The 24,972-nt window shown below is 46.3% G+C and carries 27 protein-coding genes; all 27 read left to right on the top strand.

Features of this window, described 5'->3' with window-relative positions:
- Positions 1–23 precede the first annotated feature (23 nt).
- The 27 genes from fliF to HP399_RS13140 all read left to right on the top strand — a co-directional run bounded on the left by fliF (position 24) and on the right by HP399_RS13140 (position 24,971).
- Positions 24–1,613: a flagellar basal-body MS-ring/collar protein FliF gene (gene fliF / locus HP399_RS13010; protein ID WP_173617418.1), complete on the top strand. Its 1,590-nt coding sequence runs from the start codon at positions 24–26 to the stop codon at positions 1,611–1,613.
- Between the two features lie 12 nt (positions 1,614–1,625).
- Entirely contained in the window at positions 1,626–2,639 is a 1,014-nt protein-coding gene (gene fliG / locus HP399_RS13015) for a flagellar motor switch protein FliG (RefSeq protein WP_007719331.1), read from the top strand.
- A complete protein-coding gene (locus HP399_RS13020; protein WP_173617419.1) occupies positions 2,623–3,441 on the top strand; it encodes a FliH/SctL family protein in 819 nt (272 codons plus the stop codon). Before fliG ends, HP399_RS13020 begins: the two co-directional genes overlap by 17 nt.
- Positions 3,438–4,757 carry a flagellar protein export ATPase FliI gene (gene fliI / locus HP399_RS13025; protein ID WP_007719319.1) on the top strand — a complete coding sequence of 440 codons (1,320 nt, stop codon included), beginning with the start codon at positions 3,438–3,440 and terminating at the stop codon, positions 4,755–4,757. Before HP399_RS13020 ends, fliI begins: the two co-directional genes overlap by 4 nt.
- 1 nt (position 4,758) lies before the next feature.
- Complete coding sequence (fliJ, locus tag HP399_RS13030; RefSeq protein ID WP_173617420.1) at positions 4,759–5,205, top strand: flagellar export protein FliJ; 447 nt, start codon at positions 4,759–4,761, stop codon at positions 5,203–5,205.
- A 12-nt stretch (positions 5,206–5,217) separates the two neighbouring features.
- A complete protein-coding gene (locus tag HP399_RS13035; RefSeq protein WP_173617421.1) occupies positions 5,218–6,123 on the top strand; it encodes a MotE family protein in 906 nt (301 codons plus the stop codon).
- Positions 6,124–6,186: 63 nt separating this feature from the next.
- Complete coding sequence (locus HP399_RS13040; protein ID WP_173617422.1) at positions 6,187–7,410, top strand: flagellar hook-length control protein FliK; 1,224 nt, start codon at positions 6,187–6,189, stop codon at positions 7,408–7,410.
- A 24-nt stretch (positions 7,411–7,434) separates the two neighbouring features.
- Positions 7,435–7,830: a TIGR02530 family flagellar biosynthesis protein gene (locus HP399_RS13045; protein WP_048033452.1), complete on the top strand. Its 396-nt coding sequence runs from the start codon at positions 7,435–7,437 to the stop codon at positions 7,828–7,830.
- A 101-nt stretch (positions 7,831–7,931) separates the two neighbouring features.
- Positions 7,932–8,750 (top strand): flagellar basal body rod protein FlgG, encoded by an 819-nt coding sequence (flgG, locus tag HP399_RS13050; RefSeq protein WP_173617423.1) that lies wholly within the window; start codon positions 7,932–7,934, stop codon positions 8,748–8,750.
- A gap of 69 nt (positions 8,751–8,819) precedes the next feature.
- Positions 8,820–9,041: a flagellar FlbD family protein gene (locus HP399_RS13055; protein WP_017249323.1), complete on the top strand. Its 222-nt coding sequence runs from the start codon at positions 8,820–8,822 to the stop codon at positions 9,039–9,041.
- A gap of 15 nt (positions 9,042–9,056) precedes the next feature.
- The gene (locus HP399_RS13060) at positions 9,057–9,512 is read left to right on the top strand and encodes a flagellar basal body-associated FliL family protein (protein WP_007719300.1); all 456 of its coding nucleotides are present in this window, start codon (positions 9,057–9,059) and stop codon (positions 9,510–9,512) included.
- Positions 9,513–9,551: 39 nt separating this feature from the next.
- Positions 9,552–10,547: a flagellar motor switch protein FliM gene (gene fliM / locus HP399_RS13065; protein WP_016743325.1), complete on the top strand. Its 996-nt coding sequence runs from the start codon at positions 9,552–9,554 to the stop codon at positions 10,545–10,547.
- Positions 10,540–11,901: a flagellar motor switch phosphatase FliY gene (gene fliY, locus HP399_RS13070; RefSeq protein WP_173617424.1), complete on the top strand. Its 1,362-nt coding sequence runs from the start codon at positions 10,540–10,542 to the stop codon at positions 11,899–11,901. Before fliM ends, fliY begins: the two co-directional genes overlap by 8 nt.
- A 36-nt stretch (positions 11,902–11,937) precedes the next feature.
- Positions 11,938–12,300 carry a response regulator gene (locus tag HP399_RS13075; protein ID WP_007719294.1) on the top strand — a complete coding sequence of 121 codons (363 nt, stop codon included), beginning with the start codon at positions 11,938–11,940 and terminating at the stop codon, positions 12,298–12,300.
- On the top strand, positions 12,300–12,980 hold the full coding sequence (locus HP399_RS13080; RefSeq protein WP_173617425.1) for a flagellar biosynthetic protein FliO: 681 nt from the start codon (positions 12,300–12,302) through the stop codon (positions 12,978–12,980). The genes HP399_RS13075 and HP399_RS13080 overlap by 1 nt, the downstream gene beginning before the upstream one ends.
- A complete protein-coding gene (fliP, locus tag HP399_RS13085; protein ID WP_173617426.1) occupies positions 12,977–13,738 on the top strand; it encodes a flagellar type III secretion system pore protein FliP in 762 nt (253 codons plus the stop codon). The genes HP399_RS13080 and fliP overlap by 4 nt, the downstream gene beginning before the upstream one ends.
- Positions 13,739–13,768: 30 nt before the next feature.
- On the top strand, positions 13,769–14,038 hold the full coding sequence (gene fliQ / locus HP399_RS13090) for a flagellar biosynthesis protein FliQ (RefSeq protein WP_007719290.1): 270 nt from the start codon (positions 13,769–13,771) through the stop codon (positions 14,036–14,038).
- A gap of 3 nt (positions 14,039–14,041) precedes the next feature.
- The gene (gene fliR, locus HP399_RS13095; RefSeq protein ID WP_173617427.1) at positions 14,042–14,824 is read left to right on the top strand and encodes a flagellar biosynthetic protein FliR; all 783 of its coding nucleotides are present in this window, start codon (positions 14,042–14,044) and stop codon (positions 14,822–14,824) included.
- On the top strand, positions 14,821–15,918 hold the full coding sequence (gene flhB, locus HP399_RS13100) for a flagellar biosynthesis protein FlhB (protein WP_173617428.1): 1,098 nt from the start codon (positions 14,821–14,823) through the stop codon (positions 15,916–15,918). Before fliR ends, flhB begins: the two co-directional genes overlap by 4 nt.
- An 18-nt stretch (positions 15,919–15,936) precedes the next feature.
- Positions 15,937–17,979 carry a flagellar biosynthesis protein FlhA gene (flhA, locus tag HP399_RS13105; protein ID WP_173617429.1) on the top strand — a complete coding sequence of 681 codons (2,043 nt, stop codon included), beginning with the start codon at positions 15,937–15,939 and terminating at the stop codon, positions 17,977–17,979.
- On the top strand, positions 17,976–19,322 hold the full coding sequence (gene flhF / locus HP399_RS13110; protein ID WP_173617430.1) for a flagellar biosynthesis GTPase FlhF: 1,347 nt from the start codon (positions 17,976–17,978) through the stop codon (positions 19,320–19,322). The genes flhA and flhF overlap by 4 nt, the downstream gene beginning before the upstream one ends.
- Positions 19,323–19,326: 4 nt before the next feature.
- Positions 19,327–20,190, top strand: coding sequence for a MinD/ParA family protein (locus HP399_RS13115; RefSeq protein ID WP_173617431.1), 864 nt, complete (start codon positions 19,327–19,329; stop codon positions 20,188–20,190).
- Between the two features lie 31 nt (positions 20,191–20,221).
- The gene (locus HP399_RS13120) at positions 20,222–21,328 is read left to right on the top strand and encodes a protein-glutamate methylesterase/protein-glutamine glutaminase (protein ID WP_173617432.1); all 1,107 of its coding nucleotides are present in this window, start codon (positions 20,222–20,224) and stop codon (positions 21,326–21,328) included.
- A 21-nt stretch (positions 21,329–21,349) separates the two neighbouring features.
- Positions 21,350–23,374: a chemotaxis protein CheA gene (locus HP399_RS13125; protein ID WP_173617433.1), complete on the top strand. Its 2,025-nt coding sequence runs from the start codon at positions 21,350–21,352 to the stop codon at positions 23,372–23,374.
- Between the two features lie 16 nt (positions 23,375–23,390).
- Complete coding sequence (locus HP399_RS13130) at positions 23,391–23,867, top strand: chemotaxis protein CheW (protein WP_007719278.1); 477 nt, start codon at positions 23,391–23,393, stop codon at positions 23,865–23,867.
- 5 nt (positions 23,868–23,872) lie between these two features.
- Positions 23,873–24,499 (top strand): chemotaxis protein CheC, encoded by a 627-nt coding sequence (locus tag HP399_RS13135; RefSeq protein ID WP_173617434.1) that lies wholly within the window; start codon positions 23,873–23,875, stop codon positions 24,497–24,499.
- Entirely contained in the window at positions 24,486–24,971 is a 486-nt protein-coding gene (locus tag HP399_RS13140) for a chemotaxis protein CheD (protein ID WP_007719270.1), read from the top strand. The genes HP399_RS13135 and HP399_RS13140 overlap by 14 nt, the downstream gene beginning before the upstream one ends.
- Position 24,972: the final 1 nt, after the last annotated feature.

Consider the following 24,972-nt stretch of genomic DNA (forward strand, 5'->3'; position numbering starts at 1 on the left):
TGGTATCCTTTGAGAGGTGAAACATGAACGAACGTTTAGCAGTATACAAAGACCAGATTACGTCAAAATGGAACCAATTTTCCAAGAAACAAAAATGGATGATTCTCGGTATTTCGCTCTTCCTCTTGATTTCGCTTGGTCTATACATATACATCGCTTCTCAGCCGGTGTACAAACCACTCTACAACCAAAAATTGAGTGAACAAGAAATCGGGACTATCAAGCAAGAGTTGGAAGCTTCACAAATCCCATATCGGATCACGGGGAATGGTACAAGTATCGAGGTTCCAGAAAAGATGGCACAAGATGTCATTGTCGATTTGGCTGCACAAGGTATTCCGAGTCAAGCAGGAATTAATGCAGAAATTTTCTCCAGTACCCTTGGAGTTACAGATCGCCAATTTGATGTTATGAAGAAAGAGGCTTTGCAACAAGAGCTGCGCAAGATGCTGGAACGTGTGAAAGGTGTACGCTCCGCACAAGTGATGATTACATTGCCGCAGGAAAGCGTTTGGGTGACGGAGACTCCGGATACAGCGACGGCTTCTGTTATCGTTGATGTTGAACCTGGAACAACGCTTGATCAAAAGCAAATTAACTCGCTTTATCTGCTTGTTTCCCGAAGCGTTCCGAAATTGCCGATGGAAGCGATTGCGATTACAGACCAGTATTCCAATCCGCTAGAACGTTCCGAAGGCAATGAAAACGAAGGCACAATGAGTAGCTTTAAGCAACAGGAAACAATCAAAGCAGATGTTGAAAAGAAAATTCAACAAAACCTTTACAACTTGTTGGGTACAATCATGGGACGCGATAAAGTCATCGTCCATACGTTCCTAAAAATGAACTTTGACAAAGAAAATCGCGTAGAGAACATAGTCGAGGCACCTGACAAAGAGAATAACGAAGGACTTATCATTTCTTCTCAAAAATTATCAAAAGCCTTCTCTGGGCAAGGTCAACCTCCAGGGGGAATTGCAGGAACCAATAACAATGCAGTTACGAACTACCCGGGAGCTAACCCACAAGGAAGTAACAGTCAATACGAAGAGTTGAATGATACGATTAACCGTGAAGTAAATCGCATCACACGAAATGTTACATCAAGCCCGTACAAGATCGAAGACATCACAATCAACGTTGGGGTAGAACCGCCAGATGGTGCAACGTTGGATGCTGCTACGCTCGAGAGCATCAAACAAGTGTTGCGCAATGTTGTTCGTGTCACTTTAAGTGATCAGGTTTCTGATTTAACGGATGCTGAGTTGGACAAGCATATTTCTGTACTCCCTCGTCAGTTCTCAGGAAAAGCTGAGATTGAGGATTCCAGTGCACTAAGTCCTGCTGTTCTTTGGACAGTTGGTGGTATTGCAGTCTTGGCACTTGCTGCTGTTGCCTTCCTCGTTTATCGCAGACGCAGTCAAGCGAAGCAACAACAAGAAGAAGAGGAATTGCCAGACTTGCTGACACCGTTAAACGCGGCCGAAATACCAGACTTGATTTACCAAGAAGATGGAGACCAGGTAGTGGTCAGAAAGCAACTTGAAAAATTGGCGCGAAGCAAACCAGATGAGTTTGTTGTTCTGCTTCGTACTTGGTTAGCAGAAGATTAAGGAGTGAATGGTATGGCTCGCGGCGCTAAAGAGTTGTCAGGACGACAAAAGGCAGCTATCCTCCTCATCTCACTCGGGCCAGAAGTTTCTGCCCAGGTGTTCAAGCATTTGCGTGAGGATGAGATCGAGCAACTGACATTAGAAATCGCCAATGTGCGAAAAGTGGATACAGATGAAAAAGATAAAATTTTATCTGAATTTCACCAGATAGCAGTTGCCAAGGAGGTAATTGCACAAGGCGGAATTACGTACGCCAAAGAAATTTTGCAAAAAGCTTTGGGTGAGACCAAAGCGATGGATATTATCAATCGCCTGACGGCAAACCTTCAAGTTCGACCGTTTGACTTTGCTAGAAAGGCTGACCCAGGTCAAATCCTTAACTTTATCCAAAATGAGCATCCGCAGACGATAGCTTTGGTGCTTTCTTATCTGGAAGCTCAACAAGCAGCCATGATCCTGTCCGCTCTTCCGCAAGAACGTCAAGCAGAGGTTGCGAAACGTATTGCGACTATGGACAGTACTTCACCGGAAGTAATCGCTCAAGTTGAACAGGTATTGGAGCAAAAGCTCTCTGCCACTGTTACCCAAGATTACACCCAGGCAGGCGGGATCGAGGCAATCGTGGCTGTACTCAACGGTGTCGATCGTGGAACCGAACGCACGATTCTGGATTCCCTCGAAATTCAAGATCCAGAGCTGGCAGAAGAAATCAAGAAGCGTATGTTCGTTTTCGAGGATATTGCTACACTCGACAACCGTTCGATTCAGCGCGTTATCCGCGATGTGGAAAATGCCGATCTGCAACTTTCTCTCAAAGTATCCAGCGAAGAAGTTCGGGAAGTTATTTTCCGAAACATGTCCAAACGGATGGCGGATACCTTCAAAGAAGAAATGGAGTTTATGGGCCCAGTTCGCCTTCGCGACGTAGAAGAGGCACAATCTCGTATCGTTGCAATTATCCGTCGCTTAGAGGAGGCTGGTGAGATCATCATCGCCCGCGGTGGAGGAGATGATATCATTGTCTAGGATCATCAAAAGCGCCAATTATCGGCCTTCTGAGGAATCTTTTCTCCTCTCGGTAACGCCTGTACCACTTAAGACGGAAGAAGTTGCTGAAAGGTTGCAAGAAAATCAAGAAATTTTAAATCAAGCTGAGATTGAAGCGAAAACGATCATCTCAGATGCAGAAGAGACCGCGCAAAACATCCTGCAGCAAGCTGCGGAGCAAGCAGAGCAATTAAGACAAGAGACGCTTGCTCAGATGGAAGAATGGTGGGGACAAAAGCGTCAGGAAGCTGCGCAACTGTTTCAACAAGTACAAGAGCAGGCTATGACGGAAGGGCAAGAGGCAGGTTTCGAAGCGGGTAAACGTGAGGTGTACGAGGCGCAAACAGCTACACTCAGCCAAGCAAAAACCATTCTGGAACAGGCGTTTGCCGAAAAAAAACAGATTATAGCTGAGGCGGAGCCTTTTCTAGTGGAACTCAGCATGGAAATCGCAAAAAAAATCATTGGACAGGAATTGCAACAGCATCCCGAGCAGGTCCTGGAAATGACGAAAAAGGCACTCCGCCGCTCCCGTGTTCATGGCGAGATTACGGTGTGCGTCAACCATAATTACTTTGATTATGTGCTCGAACATCGTGCTGGTTTTCTGGAATTGTTAGATGGACAAGCAGAGCTCTCCATTTACCCTGACTATACAGTACAAGATGGTGGATGTGTCATCCGTACTGCTTTGGGAAGTGTCGATGCCCGCATTGATACACAAATGGAGGAGATTAAGCAGGCGCTGCTTACGATTGCCAGAGGAAGTGAGGCTCCATGAGCATCCTAGATCTCTCGAAGTACAAGCACATGCTGCATGGATTAGATCCGATGCGCGTGAATGGCAAAGTGACACAGGTTGTTGGGCTCACCATTGAGTCGCAAGGGCCAGAAGTGAGATTAGGTGAGATATGCCATCTATATCCGGCTAACACAAAGGAACCGATCATCGCAGAAGTAGTTGGCTTTCGAGAAAACAAAGTGCTGTTAATGCCATTAGGCGAATTGACCGAAATTGGTCCAGGTTGCGATGTGGTCGCGACAGGACGTTCGTTAGATGTAAAAGTTGGACCAGAAATATTGGGTTCGATCCTCGATGGATTGGGCCGACCCTATCAAGGCTCACTGCCATTTGGGTTGACGTCTTATCCTACCAACAATATGCCGCCAAATCCGATCCTTCGACCGCGCATTCAAGAACCATTGAGTGTAGGTGTGAGAGCGATAGATGGTCTGCTTACCATTGGGAAAGGTCAGCGGGTCGGCATCTTCGCTGGATCAGGGGTAGGAAAAAGTACGTTGATGGGAATGATCGCCCGAAATACTACGGCAGATATCAATGTCATTGGTCTTATTGGAGAACGCGGCCGTGAAGTCATGGAGTTTATCGAGCGTGATCTTGGGGAAGAAGGACTAAAGCGGTCTGTTGTTGTCGTAGCTACTTCCGATCAACCTGCCATGATTCGAATCAAGGGAGCAATGATTGCGACATCCATAGCGGAATATTTCCGCGATCGTGGAATGAATGTCATGCTCATGATGGATTCCGTCACGCGTTTTGCCATGGCACAACGTGAAGTGGGCTTGGCCATCGGAGAACCGCCGGCTACACGTGGTTATACGCCATCAGTGTTTGCGATGCTGCCAAAGCTGATGGAGCGCGCAGGAACAGCGGATAAGGGAAGTATTACGGCCTTTTATACCGTATTGGTTGATTCTGACGACATGAACGATCCGATTGCGGATGCGGCGCGGGGGATTTTGGACGGTCACATCGTTCTTGACCGAAAAATCGCTCACAAAGGTCACTTTCCTGCCATTGATGTGATGGCGAGTGTGAGTCGTGTCATGAATGAAATCGTCGATAGTAACCACTTGGATGCTGCTCGTCAGCTGAAAAAGCATTTGGCTACGTTTCGTGAAGCGGAGGACCTCATAAATATTGGGGCGTACAAGCCTGGGAGCAATCGGGAAATCGATGCAGCCATTCGCTATCGTGATATCATTTCTGGTTTTACGGCACAAGGAACGCATGAGCCATCTACTTTGCAGGGCACTATCCAAGCGTTGACAGCTCATTTCGGAGGAGTGAACTAACGTGCGTGTGTTTCAGTTTCATCTCCAAAAGGTTCTTGATTTAAAGGAAAAAGAAAAAGAACAAGCAGAGTGGGCTTTCGGAAAGTCGATCCAGCGTAAAAACGAAGAAGAGTGGAAGCTTTCTCAACTAACCGATCATCATGACGAGATGACGGTGAAGCTCCAGGAAGTACAGATGCAGACATGCAGTGCTGCACAGCTCATTACCATTACGCAATATCAGCAATCGGTTGCGAGATCCATTCAGCATCAGCAACGTACTTTGCATGGTTGTGTACAGGATGTGGAACGCTGTCAGTCACGATTGACGGAACGTATGAAAGAGTCCCAACTATGGCAACGCCTTCGGGAAAAGTCGCTCCATCAATTTCTGGACGACCAGAAGCAAAGAGAGCAAAAAGAGTTGGATGAGATCGGTACGCAACTCTATCTTCGCCGAAGCTACTGAGGGAGGTTCCAAATGGAAGAAATCCAAGAAGAACGGGAATACGGCAGGTGGGAATGGTTCTTTTATATGATTGTCATTCCTGCACTGTTTGCCAGCCTCCTTGGCGGTGTGCTCCTGAGCTTGCTCGGAGTAAATGTGTTAGGGACTGTTCTCCACTGGGCTAACTCCATACCGTACGTGGAAAAATTAGTCCCGGACGAATATGCGGCAACTCGCAACTCAGAAGAACAACCTGACATGGACAAACAAGTGGCAACCTTACAGCAAGATCATGCAAAAAATCAGCAGCAGATTTCCACTTTAAAAGAAGAGTCAGCAAAGAAAGACGCCACCATTGTGGCGCTGGAAAAACAACTGGATGACATAAACAAGGCAATGGAAGACAAGCGAGCGACTGAGGAAGAACGTCAGAAGCAGTTTGCAGGCTTGGCTAAAGTGTATACAACCATGTCTCCAAAGAATGCGGCGGCCATCATTGAAAACCTAAAACTGCAAGAGTCAGTTGCCGTCATGACAAAAATGAAGCCTGCACAACAGGCAGACATTTTGGCCAAGATGGAACCGAAGAAAGCTGCTGATATTTCGATCTTGTTAAAAGATTCAGTAGTGAACAAAGATGATGACATTGCGGCCTTGCAACAACGTGTTGATGTGCTGACAAGGGCATTAAGCGATACGCGTGATGGTTCTGATGCAGAGGATCTAAAAAAGACGTTCGCTCAATTGCCTCCAGCGGATGCTGCTGCCATCATTCGTTCACTCATGGATACAAACAAGGGTCAAGCTATTGCCTTAATGAAAGATTTGCCTGTGGATAAACGGGCACAAACTCTCTCAGCGATCGCCAATGACGACAAAAAGCAGAAAGAACCAGATAATATGGCGGCTCGCGTTACAGAAGAGTTGCTTCGAAAATAGAATGAGCAATCATCTGTTTTCGTTCCTATAAGCAACAAATATCAAAAGGAGGAGGTGAACGAGATGAATGTGGCCAATTTGACCCCTGCAGTAGGATCAGCAGGATCTGTTACAGCAACCCCTGCCGTAAATGCAGGAGGAACTGGTCTAGGTCAAATGTTTTCCATGCAATTGATGCAGGTGTTGGATCAGGTGGGGAACGCAGAAGAGACTATGGTGGCGCCAGAGGGTTTAAGTGAAGAGGAAATGCTAGCATTAGCTGAGCTCATGGCATTATTTGCCCAACTGCTTGGCTCTGGTCAAACTACGCAAGACGAATTGCCGCCTGACGCCCAAGAAAAATTTGCAACTGCAATTGAACAACTCTTGGGTAAAGCCCAAGGAAATGCTGGTCAAGTGAGTGAGGATTTAAAGCAGATTCTAGCTAACCTGAAAAAAGGGGAAGCAACCCAAAACGAACTAGACAAGCTGGCAGCTCTTCTCGAATCCCTGAAGAATCAAAAAGGAAATGCTGAGGAGTCAAAACGAAGTGGACTGAACTTGCGATCCGATGTGATGGTAAACGTGAACACAACGCAACAGGACACGTTTAAGTCGATTTCTCCACTGCGGTTGAATCAAGGTCTCTCGGCTTACAAGCAAGAGGCAGGGATCCAGTCCCAAACAGTACAGTCTACCCTTCAAAGCGGCCTTTTGAATCAAGAGGGCAATGCAGAAGAGGGCATGTTGAATGGAAATGGTCAGACACCGATTATTGCTTCGTCTAATACGCAGACACAATCTGTACAGACCTTTCAGCAACACTCGGTTCCAACACATCATGTGAACGCCAATCAACTGACACAGCAAGTTACACAGCTTTTCGTGTCCAAGATGCAGTTGACGCAACACAATGGCGTCCATGAGGCAAAGCTGATTCTGAATCCGCAATCTTTGGGCCAAGTAGATGTAACAATTACTTCCCAAAATGGAGTGATTACAGCACAGTTCCATGCTGAAACACAGGCTGGAAAGGAAATGCTGGACAATCAGCTTCCGCAGCTTCGAGCTGCTTTGACCCAACAAGGCTTGCAGGTTGATCGCTTGGAGGTAAACCAGCAGCAGGATACAGCTTTTAACTTCCAACAGCAGCGTGAACAAGCACGACAGCAACAAGAGAATCGACAACAGCAGGATAATGACGAGCAAGAATTTGCTCTCGATGCCCTAGTAGACAGCAATGAATCAACAGAAGTGCTATGGAATCGATTGCGGGACACGGCTCGCGGCATTGACGACATCGTCTAGGATTGGATATAAGGAGGAAGCGCCATGAACCATTTTCGTGTGGGGCAACCCTATTTTCCTCCGAAAACGAATCACGTCGCAAAAGCTACTACCCAAACTGCTCCGGGAAACAACACGTTATTTCAACAGTATTTGACGGAATCGATTGGCGCTGCAACCAAGTCAGAGCCACTTAGCTTTAGCCAGCATGCCGTCAATCGCTTGCAGGAGCGGGGCATTACGCTAGAAAGACAGCAGATGGAGCGTTTGGAATCCGCTGTGCAAAAAGCAGCCGCCAAAGGCGCCAGAGAGTCTCTCGTTATGATGGATAATGTGGCCTACGTCGTGAGCATCGTAAATCGGAAAATTATTACCGCCGTAGACGATGGCAGCATGAAGGACAACGTATTTACTAACATTGACAGTGCCATTTTCGTATAGGTGGCTGTTTACTGGGCTGGACCTCCTTTTGAGGAAGCCCATTCGGCTACCGACTGACAGAGGTAGCCGCTGTAGATGAGAAGGTAAAGGAGGAAATTAGTATGCTTCGATCTATGTATTCAGGTATTTCAGGCTTGCGTGGTTTTCAAACGAAGTTGGACGTTATTGGTAATAATATCGCGAACGTAAACACCGTTGGTTTCAAAAAGGGCCGCGTGATGTTCCAAGATATTTTGAGCCAAAATGTTCAAGGGGCTGGGGCTCCTACAGCTGGTGCGAAGGGCGGAACTAACCCAACTCAGATTGGACTAGGAGCTTCCATCGCATCCATTGATACCGTCTTCTCTGCTGGTAGCCCGATGACAACCAACCTGCCAACAGACCTTTCTATTGAGGGCGATGGATTCTTTATGGTAAGCCCGGATGAAGGACAAACAATCTACTATACGCGTGCAGGTAACTTCACACGTGATGCAGATGGATACCTGGTGAACTCCCAAGGGATGAAGCTCATGAACTCTGATCCAGGTGTAATTCAGATCAACCAAGATGATGGGATTGTTTCTTACTCCATTGGAAAAGACGGAGTCATCACAACGGTGGATGATACAGGTGCTTTAGACTCTGCGAATACCATTGGGGTAATGACCTTCAATAACCCAGGTGGCTTGAAGAAGATTGGGAACAATCTTTACGAAAACACAGTAAACGCTGGAGCGAATGGTGGTGACCCGTTGACACCAGTGACGCCAGTAGATGCAAAAGTAAGCATCATTGCAGGGCAACTGGAAATGTCCAACGTTGACCTTTCTGAAGAATTTACAGAAATGATCGTGGCACAACGCGGTTTCCAAGCAAACTCTCGGATCATCACGACATCTGACACAGTGCTAGAAGAACTGGTGAACCTGAAACGATAATTTCGTTTAACGGAAAAGCCGGGGAAGTGTTCTAAACCTTCCCCAGCTTGATCCGGAAAGGAGCAGCCAATGATTAAGTTAACGCGGTTTAACGGATCTACTTTTTATCTGAACATCACTCACATTGAAACTGTTGAAGCAACTCCGGATAGTGTAATCACGCTGTTCAACGACAGAAAGTACATCGTGAAGGATTCGGTGGAATCCATCGCTGAACGTGTTCAGGCTTTTTATCATAATGTTCCTCCGGCAACATCTGTACCGAAAATGCCGGGTGATTCAAATGAATAGCGGGAGGCATTAGCGATGTTTCAAAATCGATTGTTTAACATGGCTCTAATCATTATCATCGCGATATCGCTACTGGGAGTGATCTCGTTTGTTCTCTGGCAAACGTATCTCTCTCCGGCTGCGCAAACAGCCACGACGGAAGAGCAAGAAGTGAAGCCGCTCACGGCAGAGGAAATGAAAGAGTTCTCCGTTGACACTGGCGAAATTACTACGAACTTGCTAACGAATAATTACATGATTGTACGCTTTAGCATTACGGCGGACAGTGCTGATGCAAAAACAGAGTTGGAGCAGCGTTTGCCGCAAGTCAATCAGGTGATTATTAAAACATTGGCGGGGTTGACACCAGAAGACATAAAAGGAACTGAAGGTGTGAACAAGCTGGAAGCAAAAATTATGAATGAAATCAGCTCCCTGATGCAAGAAGGTAAGATTGTTCAAGTAGTGACAACCAAACGCGTCTTGTCATAGGAAGCGATTATGGTATACATAGCAAGGAGGTGACGACATATGGCCGAGGTTCTCTCACAGAGTGAGATTGATGCGCTGTTGGCCGCCCTATCTTCGGGCGAAATGGATGCCAACGAGCTGAAAAAGGAAGAAACTGAGCGTAAAGTCAAAGTATATGATTTCAAACGCGCCCTGCGGTTCTCAAAAGATCAGATCCGTGGTTTAACGCGAATCCATGAAAACTACGCGAGGCTGTTGACCACGTATTTTTCAGCTCAGCTCCGTACCTTCGTGCAAATTACGGTTGCCTCCGTCGATCAATTGCCGTATGACGAATTTATACGTTCTATTCCCAAGATGACCATCTTGAACATCTTTGAAGCTCCTCCGCTGGAAGGAAGAATGGTTTTGGAAGTAAATCCAAACATCGCCTATACCATGCTGGATCGACTTCTGGGAGGACAGGGGGCGATTCCGGAAAAGATGGGCGCCCTTACGGAAATTGAAACAACGGTGATGGAACGCGTATTCGGCAAAGCGCTGGATACTTTCCACGAGGCATGGAAGCAAATCATTGAGCTAGATCCGTACCAGGAAGGTTTGGAAATGAATCCACAGTTCATGCAGATCGTCTCACCTAACGAGATTGTCGTGGTAATCTCCTTTAGTACCAAAATCGGCGATACAACAGGAATGATCAATCTCTGTTTGCCTCACGTGGTACTGGAGCCAATCATGACAAAGCTGTCTGGACAATACTGGTTCTCCAAACAAAAGAAAACGCGGGATGAAGAAGAGCGCCTGCGTGTAGAAGAGCGAGTAAAAGTAGCAAAATTGCCGATTGTTGCTGAAATGGGAACCGCTACGATTACAGTAGGAGATTTCCTACAGCTACAAAAAGGCGATGTGATTCAATTAGATCAATCGATCGACAACAAGTTGAAAATTAAAGTGGGCGACCACTTAAAGTTCTTGGGTCAACCAGGAACACATAAAGGAAGAGTCGCCGTACAGATTGATGAAGTCATAGAGGAGGGGGAGGAACAAAATGAGTAGAGATATGCTTTCTCAAGACGAGATTGACGCGCTGTTACGTGCGAACAACTTGGTTGAGGACGAAGAGGAAGCTGTGTCGGCAGTGACCCAGGATGTTGCTGAATTTCTGTCCCCGTTTGAACAGGATGCACTCGGAGAAATTGGTAATATCTCCTTTGGGAGCGCTGCTACTGCGTTATCTACTTTGTTAAGTCAAAAAGTAGATATTACAACCCCTACTGTTTCCGTAGTCAATGTCGATGAATTGGAAAGCGAATTTCCGATTCCTCACGTGGCCGTCCACGTGGAATATACAGATGGTTTCAAAGGAATTAACCTGCTAGTCATTCGCATGGAAGATGCTGCAGTTATCGCGGATCTGATGATGGGCGGAGACGGCAGACCAGCGAACACTGAAATGTCTGAGCTTCATATCAGCGCGGTTCAGGAAGCGATGAATCAGATGATGGGTTCCGCTGCTACGTCCATGTCGACGATTTTCAACCAGTTCATTAATATTACGCCACCAGGCATTGATGTAATGGATCTGGCGCAAGGCAAGGGTGGAGACAGCTTCTCTGATGATGACAGTCCTCTGGTGAAAGTATCTTTCCGCTTAAAGGTAGGAGAACAAGGCGAACTTATCGATTCAAATATTATGCAACTTCTCCCGCTTTCCTTTGCGAAAAAGATGATTGATAGACTGGTTGGAGGTACAGGGGATGAAGCAGCAGCGGCGGCCCTCATAGATGAGATAGAGATGCCTTCTCTGCCTGCTATGAGTCTGTCGGCTCCTTCTATCCAATCGAGTGCGCAAGAGCAACCACAGAGCCACGTACCGCCTGTGGCGCCGCCACAACAGCAACAGCCGATGTATCAGCAACCGCCGGGTTACGCACAGCCGATGGGCTACCCAGGACAGCCGCCGATGTATCCTGACGCGTATGGACAACCAATGATGCCACCTGGCTACGCTCCATACCCAGGAATGTATCAGCAGCCGCCAATGGCTCCGCCAACACCACAGCATTTCGGAGGTCCTGCAGCTAGTCAGGCGAATGTAGTATCAGCACAATTTGCTCCACTTGGAGGTGCTCCTATGTATACAGGAGACATACAGAACTTAAACTTGCTTCACGATATTCCATTGCAAGTAACAGTTGAGTTAGGTCGTACGAAAAAGCTTATTAGAGAAATTCTTGACTTGTCCGCTGGATCGATTATACAGTTGGACAAGCTGGCAGGTGAGCATGTAGACATTTTGGTGAACAACAAATTAATTGCCAAGGGCGAGGTTGTCGTCATTGATGAGAACTTTGGGGTTCGTGTTACAGACATCATCAGTCAGATAGATCGTGTTCAAAAATTACAATAATACAATCAAGAGGGAAGTATTAGGGAGGAGCTATTCATGTCTAACAAAGTTTTAATCGTAGACGATGCAGCATTCATGCGTATGATGATCAAGGAAATTCTTTCGAAAAACGGGTACAGCGTCGTAGGGGAAGCAAGTGACGGTGCACAAGCAGTTGAAAAGTACAAAGAATTGGGACCTGATCTCGTAACCATGGATATTACCATGCCAGAGATGGATGGAATTTCTGCATTGAAAGAAATTAAAAAGTTGGATCCTAACGCGCGTGTGATCATGTGCTCCGCGATGGGACAACAAGCGATGGTAATCGATGCGATCCAGGCGGGCGCAAAAGACTTCATCGTAAAACCATTCCAGGCGGATCGCGTTCTGGAAGCGATCAAAAAGACAATGAGCTAATGATGATGATCCGGAATGCAGGGGCAAGACTCATTTTAGCCTTCAGTCTGATCCTGTTGCTTTTCGTCTCCTCCCTGCCTAGTACCGTTTTTGCGGAAGGTTCAGTAGCGGATGTGTACAACCAGGGAAAAGTGCCAACTAGCAATGCGTCCGCCGGCAGTGAACAGCCGGCGGCCATTCCGGGCAGCGGAACAGGAAGTATGATCGGGTATCTAGTTCAAGTCATCTTTTCACTTGGCTTTATTGCAGTATTGATCTTTTTATTGCTCCGTTTTCTTGGTCGACGTCAAGGGGCTCAAAGTCATGGACCGATTAAAGTGATTAGCGCTACTGCACTAGGCAGTGGCAAAACACTTCAGGTTGTTATGATCGGCGAGTCATTGTACATCGTGGGAGTGGGAGAAAACGTTCAATTGCTTCGTAGGATCGAACCGGGCGAAGAGGTAGATTTGATCTTGGCTGACGCAGAGATCAAACCGATAAAAAGCCCATTCTCGCTAGAATGGCTCCCGTTCGGTAAGAAAAAGCAGGCAGAAGAAGAAATCTTGTTTTCTTCTGATATGGAGGGCAAAAGCTTTCAAGATCTGTTGCAGGGTCAATGGAACGACTTGAAAAATCGTCCAAACCAAACAGAACATTGGAAGAAAGAGCAAGCTCAGGACAGAGGGGACCAAAAATGAAGTATTTTTTGCAGGTGCTGATGCTTGTTGCCGTGTTACTATCCGTACCTGATATGGTCATGGCGGCGCCAGCGGGTACACCGCTTGTTCCGAGTATTGATTTGAAAATAGGCGGCGGAACAGGAACACCGCAGGAGACATCGACGGCCATTCAGCTGTTACTGATTTTGACAGTACTATCTGTGGCTCCAGCGATTTTGCTTTTAATGACCAGTTTTGCGCGAATTATCATTGTGTTGTCTTTTGTTCGAAATGCGTTGGCAACTCAACAAATGCCACCGAACCAGGTATTGATTGCCCTTGCGTTGTTTATGACATTTTTCATTATGGCTCCGACACTCGGACAAGTAAACGAAACAGCCGTGCAGCCATTTATGCAAGGAAAGCTATCGCAACAGCAGGCATTGGACGCAGCGGTCATCCCCTTTAAGGAATTTATGGCAAAGCAGACGCGTGAAAAAGATTTAGCACTTTTTCTGGAATACACAAAAGCCGAACGACCAAAATCGATCCAAGATATTCCTTTGAATGCGCTGGTACCTGCTTTTGCCATTAGTGAATTGAAGACGGCTTTTCAGATCGGCTTTATGATATTCATTCCATTTCTTGTAATTGATATGATCGTCTCCAGTATTTTGATGGGGATGGGGATGATGATGTTACCACCGGTTATGATTTCATTGCCGTTTAAGATTTTATTATTCATCATGGTGGACGGTTGGTATCTCATTGTGAAATCACTTTTGACCAGTTTTTAGCGACATTCCGAATGCCTCAGGGGGTAGAGCATGACACAAGAATTACTTATGCAGATTGCCCAAAGCTCTGTTTATACCATCCTGCTGATTTCGGCACCCGCACTTGGGGTCGCCTTACTGGTCGGTTTGATGGTCAGTGTCTTTCAGGCAACGACACAAATTCAGGAGCAGACACTCGCTTTCATTCCAAAGATCGTGGCCGTATTTGTCGTGATCTTGGCTGCTGGTCCATGGATGCTTCGGGTACTGCTTGATTTTACGATGGGGATCTTCGGTAACCTTCATCGTTTTGTTGGGTAGCATATGAATCTTTTTCTGATGTATCTGCCCGTATTCTTGCTTGTTTTTGTCCGAATGAGTGCCTTTTTTGTAACGGCTCCGTTCTTTTCCATTCGTGGTGTACCGAATCAGTTTAAAATCGGTCTCGCGTTTATCATTGCCGTCATCAGTTTTCAATCCTTGCCGGTACAAGGCGAGATTCCGATGGATTTGACATTTATTCTGTATGTCATGAAGGAAGCGCTTGTTGGTGTCATTCTTGGTTACATATGTGAAATGATGTTTATCGCCATTCAGGTTGCCGGTGGACTGATGGACATGCAGATGGGTCTCGCAATGGCAAACGTGATTGACCCTAAAACGGGTACATATATCCCGGTGACAGGTAACTTCAAAAACATTCTCGCTGTCCTGTACTTTTTCAGTATTGACGGGCATCATATGCTGATACGAGGTGTGATAAGCAGTTACCAGGTTATACCGGTGGATATCATGTGGGCGGCTTTCGGAAGCGAAAACGTCATGATGACAGCAATAAAAACATTTCAAACGATGTTTACGAGTGCGTTTATGATTGCGGCACCTATCGTCGTTGCATTGTTTCTGGTTGATCTCTCTCTTGGTATTATCGCCAAATCTGTCCCGCAGTTTAATATCTTTGTGGTGGGTTTGCCCATTAAACTGCTTGCCGGCTTTTTACTGCTTATCGTGGTGATGCCTGCGTTCTTGCTGACCCTGAACGGATTGTTTGGGAACATGTTCCGGGCACTTGCAGAAATGATGAATTCGCTCGGAGGATCACCATGAATCAATTGAGGCTTTCTTATCAAGTAGATCTTCAATTTTTTAATGGGGAAAAGACAGAAAAAGCTACGCCCAAGAAAAAGCAAGACGCACGAAAAAAAGGGCAAGTCGCGAAAAGTCAGGATCTTTCCCCAGCCCTATCTTTGACAGCATTTTTCTTTCTGTTAATGATGCTTGGCTCAACCATGCTAGGCACATTTCAAGATTTGATGCGTGAGTCATTGATTACATACACCACGTGGCAAATAAATGAAGAAAATTTAAAAGTCATCGTGATGCAACTCGTATTTGAAGCGATAAAAATTGTAGGACCTATCCTAGGCTTGAGTTTTCTTGTCGCATTTGCGGTGAACTACATGCAGGTAGGCTGGCAAATTAGTACAGAACCCCTTCAAATGAAACTGGAAAAGATCGATCCGATTAAAGGGGCAAAACGAATTTTTTCCTTACGCTCGCTCGTAGAGCTACTGAAATCATTATTAAAAATAAGCGCAGGCATATATGTCGCGTACGTCATTTTGTGGAATGCAAAGGAACAAGTTGTACAGCTTTCCTTAATGTCTATCGGAGCAGTCCTATCGTTTACTGCCGAAGAGGTGACAAAGCTGGGAATCTATCTCGGGTTATTGCTTTTCATTCTCGCGATTCTGGACTACGCCTATCAGCGTTATGAGCATGAAAAGAATCTGCGGATGTCCAAGCAGGATCTCAAGGACGAGTATAAGCAAGCGGAAGGTGATCCGCTCATTAAAGGGAAGATTCGTGAACGGCAAAGAAGTATGGCCATTCGCCGTATGATGCAGGAGCTTCCCAAAGCGGATGTCATTATTACGAACCCGACTCACTTTGCCGTTGCCGTTCGCTATGACGCAAGTGCGATGAGTGCACCGACGGTAATCGCCAAAGGGCAAGATTATCTAGCATTAAAAATAAGGGAAGTTGCGAAAAAGCATCGTATCGTTACCATGGAAAACAAGCCCTTGGCCCGGGCTCTCTATAGTCAAGTTGAAGTTGGGCAACAAATTCCCGAAGAGATGTTTAAAGCGGTCGCGGAAGTTCTCGCGTACGTCTACAAGCTGCAAGGGAAAGTGAAATAAATGGAAGGAGGATAACCAGTGGGATTCAAATTTAAAGAAGTTGGTACGATCCTTTTTGTCATAAGCATTGTTGTCATGATGGTAATCCCACTTCCTTCAGCGCTACTTGATTTGCTGTTGATTTTGAATATCTCCCTTGCATTGACCATCTTGCTTGTGTCGATGTATACAAAAGAAACTTTGGAATTCTCGATCTTTCCGACGGTTTTGCTTATTACAACACTTTTTCGACTAGCCTTGAACGTGTCGACGACGAGAAATATTTTATCGCACGGTGAAGGCGGTAAAGTTATTGAAACGTTCGGTAGCTTTGTAGTCGGTGGTAATCAAGTCGTCGGTTTCGTCGTGTTTCTGATCTTGATCATCATTCAGTTTATTGTAATCACCAAAGGTTCTGAGCGTGTCGCTGAGGTAGCAGCACGTTTTACGCTCGATGCGATGCCTGGTAAACAGATGAGTATCGACGCCGATCTGAATGCAGGAATGATCACAGAAGCAGACGCACGTGTCCGAAGAAAAAAGATTGAGAACGAAGCTGACTTTTATGGAGCAATGGATGGTGCCAGCAAATTCGTAAAAGGGGACGCCATCGCGGGTATTATCATTTTTATCGTAAATATTATCGGTGGTTTTATCATCGGGATGCTCATTCACGATATGAGCTTTGCCGAGTCTGCCTCTCGATTCACTACTATGTCTGTCGGTGACGCACTGGTGAGCCAGATTCCAGCGCTCTTAATCTCGACCGCAGCAGGTATTATTGTAACGCGTTCTACTTCTGGTGAAGGTCTTGGAGAAGATATCGTCAAGCAAATGTTCAGCTTTCCGCGTCTTCTCTATATCGTAGCCGGATGCATGTTATTGCTGGGGCTCTTTACACCGATTGGAATTCTTCCAGTACTTCCGGTATGCGGGATAATGGGATTTGCTGCTTGGAAAATGGAAAAGAACCAAAAGATGCAAATCCAAGAATCCGCAGACCAGGTGGAAGAGCAGCAATTGGAAGAAGTACGCAGTCCAGAAAGCGTCGTGAACCTGTTACAGGTCGATCCGATCGAATTCGAGTTCGGTTATGGCTTAATCCCACTTGCTGATGTGAAGCAGGGAGGAGATCTGTTAGATCGGGTCATCATGATTCGAAGACAAATCGCACTCGAGATGGGGATCGTTGTACCGGTCATTCGTATACGTGACAACATCCAGCTTCGACCGAATGAATACATGATCAAAATAAAAGGCAACCAGGTCGCAAAAGGGGAAATCATGCTGGATCACTATCTGGCAATGAGCCCGGGGATCGAAGATGATTCCATTGTTGGGATAGAAACCGTAGAACCTGCGTTTGGATTGCCTGCATTATGGGTAACAGAAGAGAATAAGGAGATTGCTGAGCTGTCTGGCTATACAGTTGTCGATCCGCCTTCTGTTGTGGCTACACACCTGACAGAGGTTATCAAGCGACATGCCCACGAATTGTTAGGTCGCCAAGAAACAAGGGCCCTGATCGACAATGTAAGGGAGACAGCACCAGTTCTCGTAGACGAGCTGATTCCAAGTCTGCTCGCCATTGGGGACGTACAAAAAGTATTGCAAAAGCTGTTGCGTGAAAAAGTGTCTGTTCGAAATCTCCACGTCATCCTTGAAGCACTTGCGGATCAAGCCTTGTATACAAAAGATCCAGATGTACTCACGGAATATGTGAGACAGGCGATGGCGAGACAGATCACACTCCAATTTACGGAGCCAGGGCAACCACTTCATGTGCTTACAGCTGGAGCAGGATTGGAAAAAGCAATCTCTGAACGTGTGGAACAGTCTGAGCAAGGAAGCTATCTGGCGATGGATCCGGAAACGTCTCAGCGAATATTCCAAAACATGTCGACTGAAGTGAGCAAAATGATCAACTCGGGTCAACAGCCGATCATTCTTTCATCACCAGCGGTCCGAATGTACTTGCGTCAATTAGTAGATCGCATGATGCCAGACGTTCCCGTTTTGTCGTACAGCGAGCTCGAACCACATGTTGAAGTGCAAAGCGTAGGGATGGTGAACATTTCGTGAGGGTAAAACGTTACATTGTCGATTCGATGCCAGAAGCAATGGAAAAAATCAGGACGGACTTAGGAATGGATGCAGTGATTCTTAATTCCAAGCCGATCAAAACAGGTGGATTGTTCGGGATGTTTGGCCAACAACGAATCGAAGTAATCGCTGCTGTCGATGAAAAGGCATCCGAGCGAGATAATCCCACAGTAGCAGCTGAACATCGAACCAACAACGTTTTGCCCAAATCGCAGACGGGTACGTACACGGCTGCTCAAGCGTATCGAAGACCGACTGTGACAAAAACATCAGAGAATCAACAAGTTGAATCAACAGGTAGGGAGCAGGTCGTGGCCGCGATGACACAAACCGCGGTTGCGACGCCTCCAAAAGAAGAGATCTCAGATACGAGAGTTGTGCAAAAGCAAGGAGAGCCAACTGAGCAGCATGCTCCTGTCACGACATCCAAAGAAAGAGCTTTACCCGCAAGTAATCATGACGCGATTGCCACTGAAATGCGAGATATGCGTCAAATGTTTCAAAAGCTGTTGGTGCATGACTTAAGTGAACAACTTCCTCCGGCGATACAGTCTATTCGTGCAAAGTTATTGAAGCAAGAACTGACTGAAGAGCTAACAGCAGAAATCATTCGAAAAGTAATGGAAATGCCGCAACCGGGTGAAAAGTGGACGGAGGAGGAAGCGTTTGTGGCATGCCGAACGATTATCACTTCGATGATCGAGCCATATACAGCATCTTCGCCAAAGCTGGGCAAGAACGTACGGTACGCTTTCTTTTTCGGTCCGACAGGGGTTGGAAAAACAACGACCATTGCGAAGCTTGCGGCGAACAGCATGTTGAGGGAAAAACGAAAAATTGGCTTTATCACGGCTGATACGTATCGAATGGCAGCTGTAGAACAATTGAAGACGTACGCAAACATTTTGAATGTCCCGCTGGAAGTTGTCTTTTCACCGAAAGAAATGGCGGCAGCGATGGAACGCTTAAGTGATTGTGACCTCATTTTTGTCGATACGGCTGGACGAAATTTTCGCAACGATGAATATGTGGAAGGCATTCGTGAATTGTTGGAGCATGGAAAAGACAGCGTGAACTACCTAGTACTTAGCTTGAGCTCCAAATTCAACGATATGAAAGCGATCGTCCAAAATTTTGCGGAAGTTCAAGTGAAGCAAGTCATTTTTACAAAAGCGGATGAGACGAACAGCTTTGGCACAATGTTGAATGTTTGTCAGGAGATGAATCTACAGCTCTCCTATGTAACCACAGGTCAAAATGTACCAGATGATATCGTTGTAGCTACACCCGAGCTGGTTTCAACGATGATTATGGGAGAGTAAACAGATGCGTGACCAAGCAGAGCAACTCCGTGAGCGGATGCTACAAAACAAGAAGACACGACCAACTAGACTGGTGACAGTGACGAGTGGAAAAGGTGGTGTCGGCAAGTCCAATTTCAGCTTGAATTTTGGGCTTGGTTTGATTGAGAAGGGTCATAAGGCGGTTTTGTTTGACTTGGATCTGGGTCTGGCAAATCTGGATGTATTAATGGGAATTACTCCAAAAAAGCATCTGTTTCATTTGTTAGAGCCAGATACGACTGTTTGGGACATTATCGAGCATGGGCCAGGAGGCTTAGAATTCATCGCGGGTGGTTCTGGATTTACGCAGATTATGCAGTTAGATGATGAGAAGCTAGATCGCTTATTCTCGCATCTGGACCCATTGCAAGGCTATGCCGACACAATCATTTTTGATACGGGAGCAGGTTTTTCAAAAGAATCTATGCGATTCATGCTCTCCTCTGACGAGGTCATCCTCGTTACCACCCCCGAACCACCAGCGATAACGGATGCATATGCAGTCATTAAGATGCTACACGCACGTAATCCCGCTGTCTCCATTCGATTGGTGATAAACAGAGTGTCGTCGGAGAGAGAAGGGAAAATGACGGCGGACAAGCTTGCGATGGTTTCCAAACGTTTTTTGAATATGGATATTCAGTCGCTTGGATATGTTTCGGATGATTCTTATGTTTCAAAAGCTGTTAAACTGCAGCGTCCTTTTCTACTTACATATCCACAATCGCAAGCCGCGAGAAGCATACGAAATCTGGTAGAACGGTATTTGGATGGTCCAGTTACTTCAGATGCTTCTGTTAGTGGTCTCAAAGGGTTTCTTGCGAAGTTGAGGCACTTCATACGATGAGACATAAAAGTAGGAAGGGAGCGACATTCGAATGAGCAAAATCCGCGTTCTCGTCACGGACGATTCTGCATTCATGCGTAAAGTGATTTCGGACATTTTATCAACGGATCCTGAGATTGAAGTGATTGATCGAGCCAAGAATGGACTCGAATGTATTGAAAAATGTAAAGCACTGGCGCCGGATGTTCTCACACTCGACATTGAAATGCCGGTTATGAACGGTTTGGATGCTCTGGAAAAGCTGATGAATGAGTGCCCGGTTCCGATCGTCATGTTGAGCAGCCTGACAAAAGAAGGGGCCGAAGCTACGATTCATGCGTTGGAACTAGGCGCGTTTGACTTTGTAACGAAGCCTTCTGGTCCAATTTCTCTCGACATCCACAAAGTGGGCGATCGTCTTATCGAGCGCGTGAAGGCTGCGGCAGCATCGAAAGTACGTTTGAAAAAGCAGATCTCTCGCGTAGTCAAACCGGTATCTTCCGAATCAAAAGCTGCACCGGCCTCTCCAGTAATCCGTACGAAAATACCGAGCCCGCCTGCCGTGATGCGGTCACAAGTGGGTGGAAAGGCAAGACTGGTGGCTTTAGGTACTTCCACGGGTGGTCCTAAAGCATTGCAGAGTGTACTGACTGCAATTCCGGCAAATTTTCCGGCACCAATTGCCATCGTTCAACATATGCCAGCAGGTTTCACAAAATCGTTAGCAAATCGGCTAGACTCGTTATGCCAAATTCGAGTAACCGAGGTTGTCGATGGCGAGTATTTGGAAAATGGTACAGCTTACATAGCTCCAGGCGGCTTCCATTTCGAAGTTCGTCAAGTAAATGGGAGACTGCAGGCCTATTTACATCAAGAGGAGCCACGAGGCGGTCACAGACCGTCTGTCGATATCCTGTTTGAATCAGTCAGTCAATTGACAAATGTAGACAAATGGGCAATCATCATGACAGGCATGGGAAATGATGGGACTAAAGGGCTAAAACGCATGAAGGAGCTTGACCGTGTCACAAGTATTATCGAAGATGAGTCGAGTTGTGTCGTATACGGAATGCCACGAGCAGCGATTCAAGCAGGCTTGGCAGACAACGTGGCCCCATTAGAAAAGATTCCAGAGCTGTTGTGCAAGCTCTTGCACTGATTTTTGGGAGGTGGATCACCTATGGATATGAATCAGTATTTGGACATGTTTATTGAGGAGTCAAAGGAACACCTACAGGCAATCAACGCCAACTTGTTACTCTTGGAAAGTGATCCGGGTAATATTGGCCACGTCAAAGAGATTTTTCGTTCCGCTCATACATTGAAGGGGATGTCGGCGACCATGGGCTTTGAAGACATGGCGAGTCTGACTCACGAAGCGGAAAATGTACTTGACCTGATCCGCAATCAGAAGTTAACGATTACCAGTGATATCATGGACGCTATTTTTCAGAGCGTAGATTTGATTGAAGGCATGGTCATCGATATCACAGAAGGTGGAGACGGTTCAGCGGATGTATCCGGTATTGTAAAGAAGCTGCGGGCGATTGTAGCTGGAGACTTTTCAGCCGAGCAGGAAGTAGCAGCTGCTACGATGGCAGTGGAAGCACCGCAAGAGGAAAGCACGCCTGCTGAAGATCATGAGCTGGATGATTATGCAATGATGGTCTTGAAGCAGTCTCAGGAGCTCGGAAACAACGTTTTGTGGATCAAAGTGACATTGAATGAAAACTGCTTGCTCAAGGCTGCTCGCTCTTACATGGTTTTTGATCAATTGGAATCCATGGGTGAAGTGATCAAAACGAAGCCAGCTGTTGAAGATATCGAGAACGAGCGATTTGAACAATCGTTTGAAATCGCCTATGTGACGGAGCAATCGATTGAAAAAGTTCGTACTACGATTCTTAACATTTCGGAAATCCAAGATGTGACAATCGAGACCATTCAATTGAAGAGTGAAGCTCCACCTGCTCCCGTAGTGCAACAGACACCAGCGCCAGCTGAAAAAGGAGCAGCAGAAGCTCCTCAGGCACCTGTGAAGAAGGCGACGGCTGGTGGAAAAACAATTCGTGTGGATATCGAACGCTTGGATATCTTGATGAATCTGTTTAGCGAATTAGTCATTGATCGCGGTCGTTTGGAGCAGTTGGCACGCGAGATCGGAAAGAATGAACTGCAGGAAACCGTGGAGCACATGAGCCGGATTAGTGGCGATTTGCAAAACATCATTTTGACCATGCGTATGGTTCCGGTAGAGCAAGTATTCAATCGTTTCCCACGTATGATTCGCGATCTGCAAAAAGATCTGAATAAAAAAGTGAATCTGGAGATTATCGGTGCGGAGACAGAATTGGATCGTACTGTCATCGACGAAATCGGGGACCCACTCAATCACTTGCTGCGTAACTCGCTTGACCACGGAATTGAGTCTCCAGCAGATCGGAAAAAGGCGGGTAAGCCAGAGGAAGGAAAAATCGAGCTCCGCGCTTTCCACAGTGGGAACCATGTATTTATTGAAGTAAAAGATGATGGTGCTGGAATCAATAAAGATAAAGTTCTCAAAAAAGCGCTTGAGAGAGGCATTGTCAATCCTGCTACTGCAGATAGCATGAGCGACAAGCAAATCCACGAGTTGCTTTTTGCAGCAGGCTTTAGTACAGCGGAAGTTGTTTCTGATATTTCCGGTCGTGGTGTTGGACTGGATGTTGTTAAGTCCAAAATTGAATCGTTGGGCGGTAGTGTCGGCGTAGATTCTGTGCGCGGCCAGGGCACGACTTTCCTCATTCAATTACCACTTACGCTCTCTATCATTTCCGCGATGCTGGTACAAGTGAAAGATGAGAAGTACGCTGTCCCACTTAGCTCCATCATTGAGACGGCTGTATTTAAAAAAGATCAAATCATGATGGCTCACCGCCAAAAAGTGATCGACTTCCGGGGACGTGTAGTTCCGCTCGTTTCGCTACAGGACATTTTCCAAGTGCCTGATAATGGGGAAACGATGGAAGATGAAGTGGCAGTCGTCATCGTACGTAAAGGTGAGAAAATGGCAGGCCTTGTCGTCGATTCGTTCATCGGCCAACAAGAGATTGTTCTAAAATCTCTCGGCAAATATCTGGTTAATGTATTTGCCATTTCAGGTGCAACGATTCTGGGAGACGGTCAGGTCGCGCTCATCATAGATTGTAACTCGCTGATTAAGTAGAAGGAGGGGCAGCCACATGCTCGATCAAAAAGAAGTCATTAGCGAAGTGAAAGTGATTGTCTTTCGATTGAAGGACGAAGAGTATGGCGTAGAGGTTCATCAGGTCAAATCCATTGAAAAGCTGGAGCACATCACAAGAGTTCCGCGAACGCCTAGTTTCGTCAAAGGGGTTATTAATCTGCGTGGCGTTGTGACACCGATTATTGACCTGCGCAATCGCTTTAGTCTCGAAGAAAGCGTCTATTCCGAAGCAACTCGAATCATTATCGTGGCCGTAGGTGAGTTGGAAGTGGGTCTCATTGTAGATGCTGCTAACGATGTTATCGATATACCAGTTGATGCGATTGAACCGCCTCCAGAGGTTGTTGGAGGAGTGGAAGCTGCTTATTTGCGAGGCGTCGCTAAGCTGGATAAACGACTGTTAATCCTCTTAAACCTCGATAAAGTATTGAGCACTGAGGAAATCAAGCAGTTGGACGCAATTGAGGGGTAAGTAAAATGGGCGATTTTACGAAGTTTGGGGATTTCCAATTTGACGTTTTACGGGAAATCGGGAATATCGGTGCTGGTCACGCTGCCACGGCTCTCTCCAAGCTCATACAAAAAGAAATCGATATGAAAGTTCCACAAGTCAAGATTATCTCCTTCGACGAAGTTGCAGATTTTGTAGGAGGAGCGGAAACTGTAGTAGTGACCGTCTTCCTCCGGGTTGAAGGCGATTGTCCAGGGAACATGTTTTTCATCCTTGATTTGGATTCTGCCAAGCACCTGCTCGAACAAATTACAGGAATTAATAAAGATGTATACGAGTGGGAAGAGCTGGAGATCTCAGCGCTGCATGAGATTGGCAACATCTTAACAGGTTCTTATCTATCATCGTTGGCTGATTTTACTCAATTAAATTTGCAGCCGTCCGTACCTGCACTCGCTGTGGATATGGCTGGAGCTATTCTAAGTTATGGATTAATAGCGTTGGGTCAAGCGGGTGACTTTGCCCTCACGATTGACACCGCTTTTTTCGAAGGCAATGATCAAGTAAAAGGGAACTTTTTCTTAATTCCTGATCCTGAATCGCTCCCAATACTATTTCGTTCATTAGGGGTTCCGTTCGATGGAGATTATTAAGATAGGGATGGCTGATCTTGGTGTGGCAAAGCCGCCGAGTAAGCTCCGAACTACCGGTTTAGGTTCTTGCGTAGGGGTAGTGCTCTACGATCATATCCATAAAATTGCAGGGATGGCACATGTTATGCTTCCAGAATCGTCTTTGGCTAAAAGCGGGGAGCTAACGATAGGCAAGTATGCGGATACAGCAATCCCCCATCTGATTCAGTTGATGGTGAAGGCTGGCGCGGAGACCAGACACACAGTTGCGAAATTGGCTGGCGGTGCACAAATGTTCGCATTTTTAGGGAATAATGACACCATGCGGATTGGGCCTCGGAATGTAGAGGCATGCAAACTTGCATTGAAGGATGCTCATATAAAGATCGTGGCAGAAGATACAGGGGGAAACTGCGGTCGGACAATAGAGTTAGATGCCACAAACGGCATTCTTCAAATCAGGACCGTAAATCAAGGTGTGAAGGAAGTATAAC

The organism is Brevibacillus sp. DP1.3A (genome assembly GCF_013284245.2).
Classification (GTDB): Bacteria; Bacillota; Bacilli; order Brevibacillales; family Brevibacillaceae; genus Brevibacillus.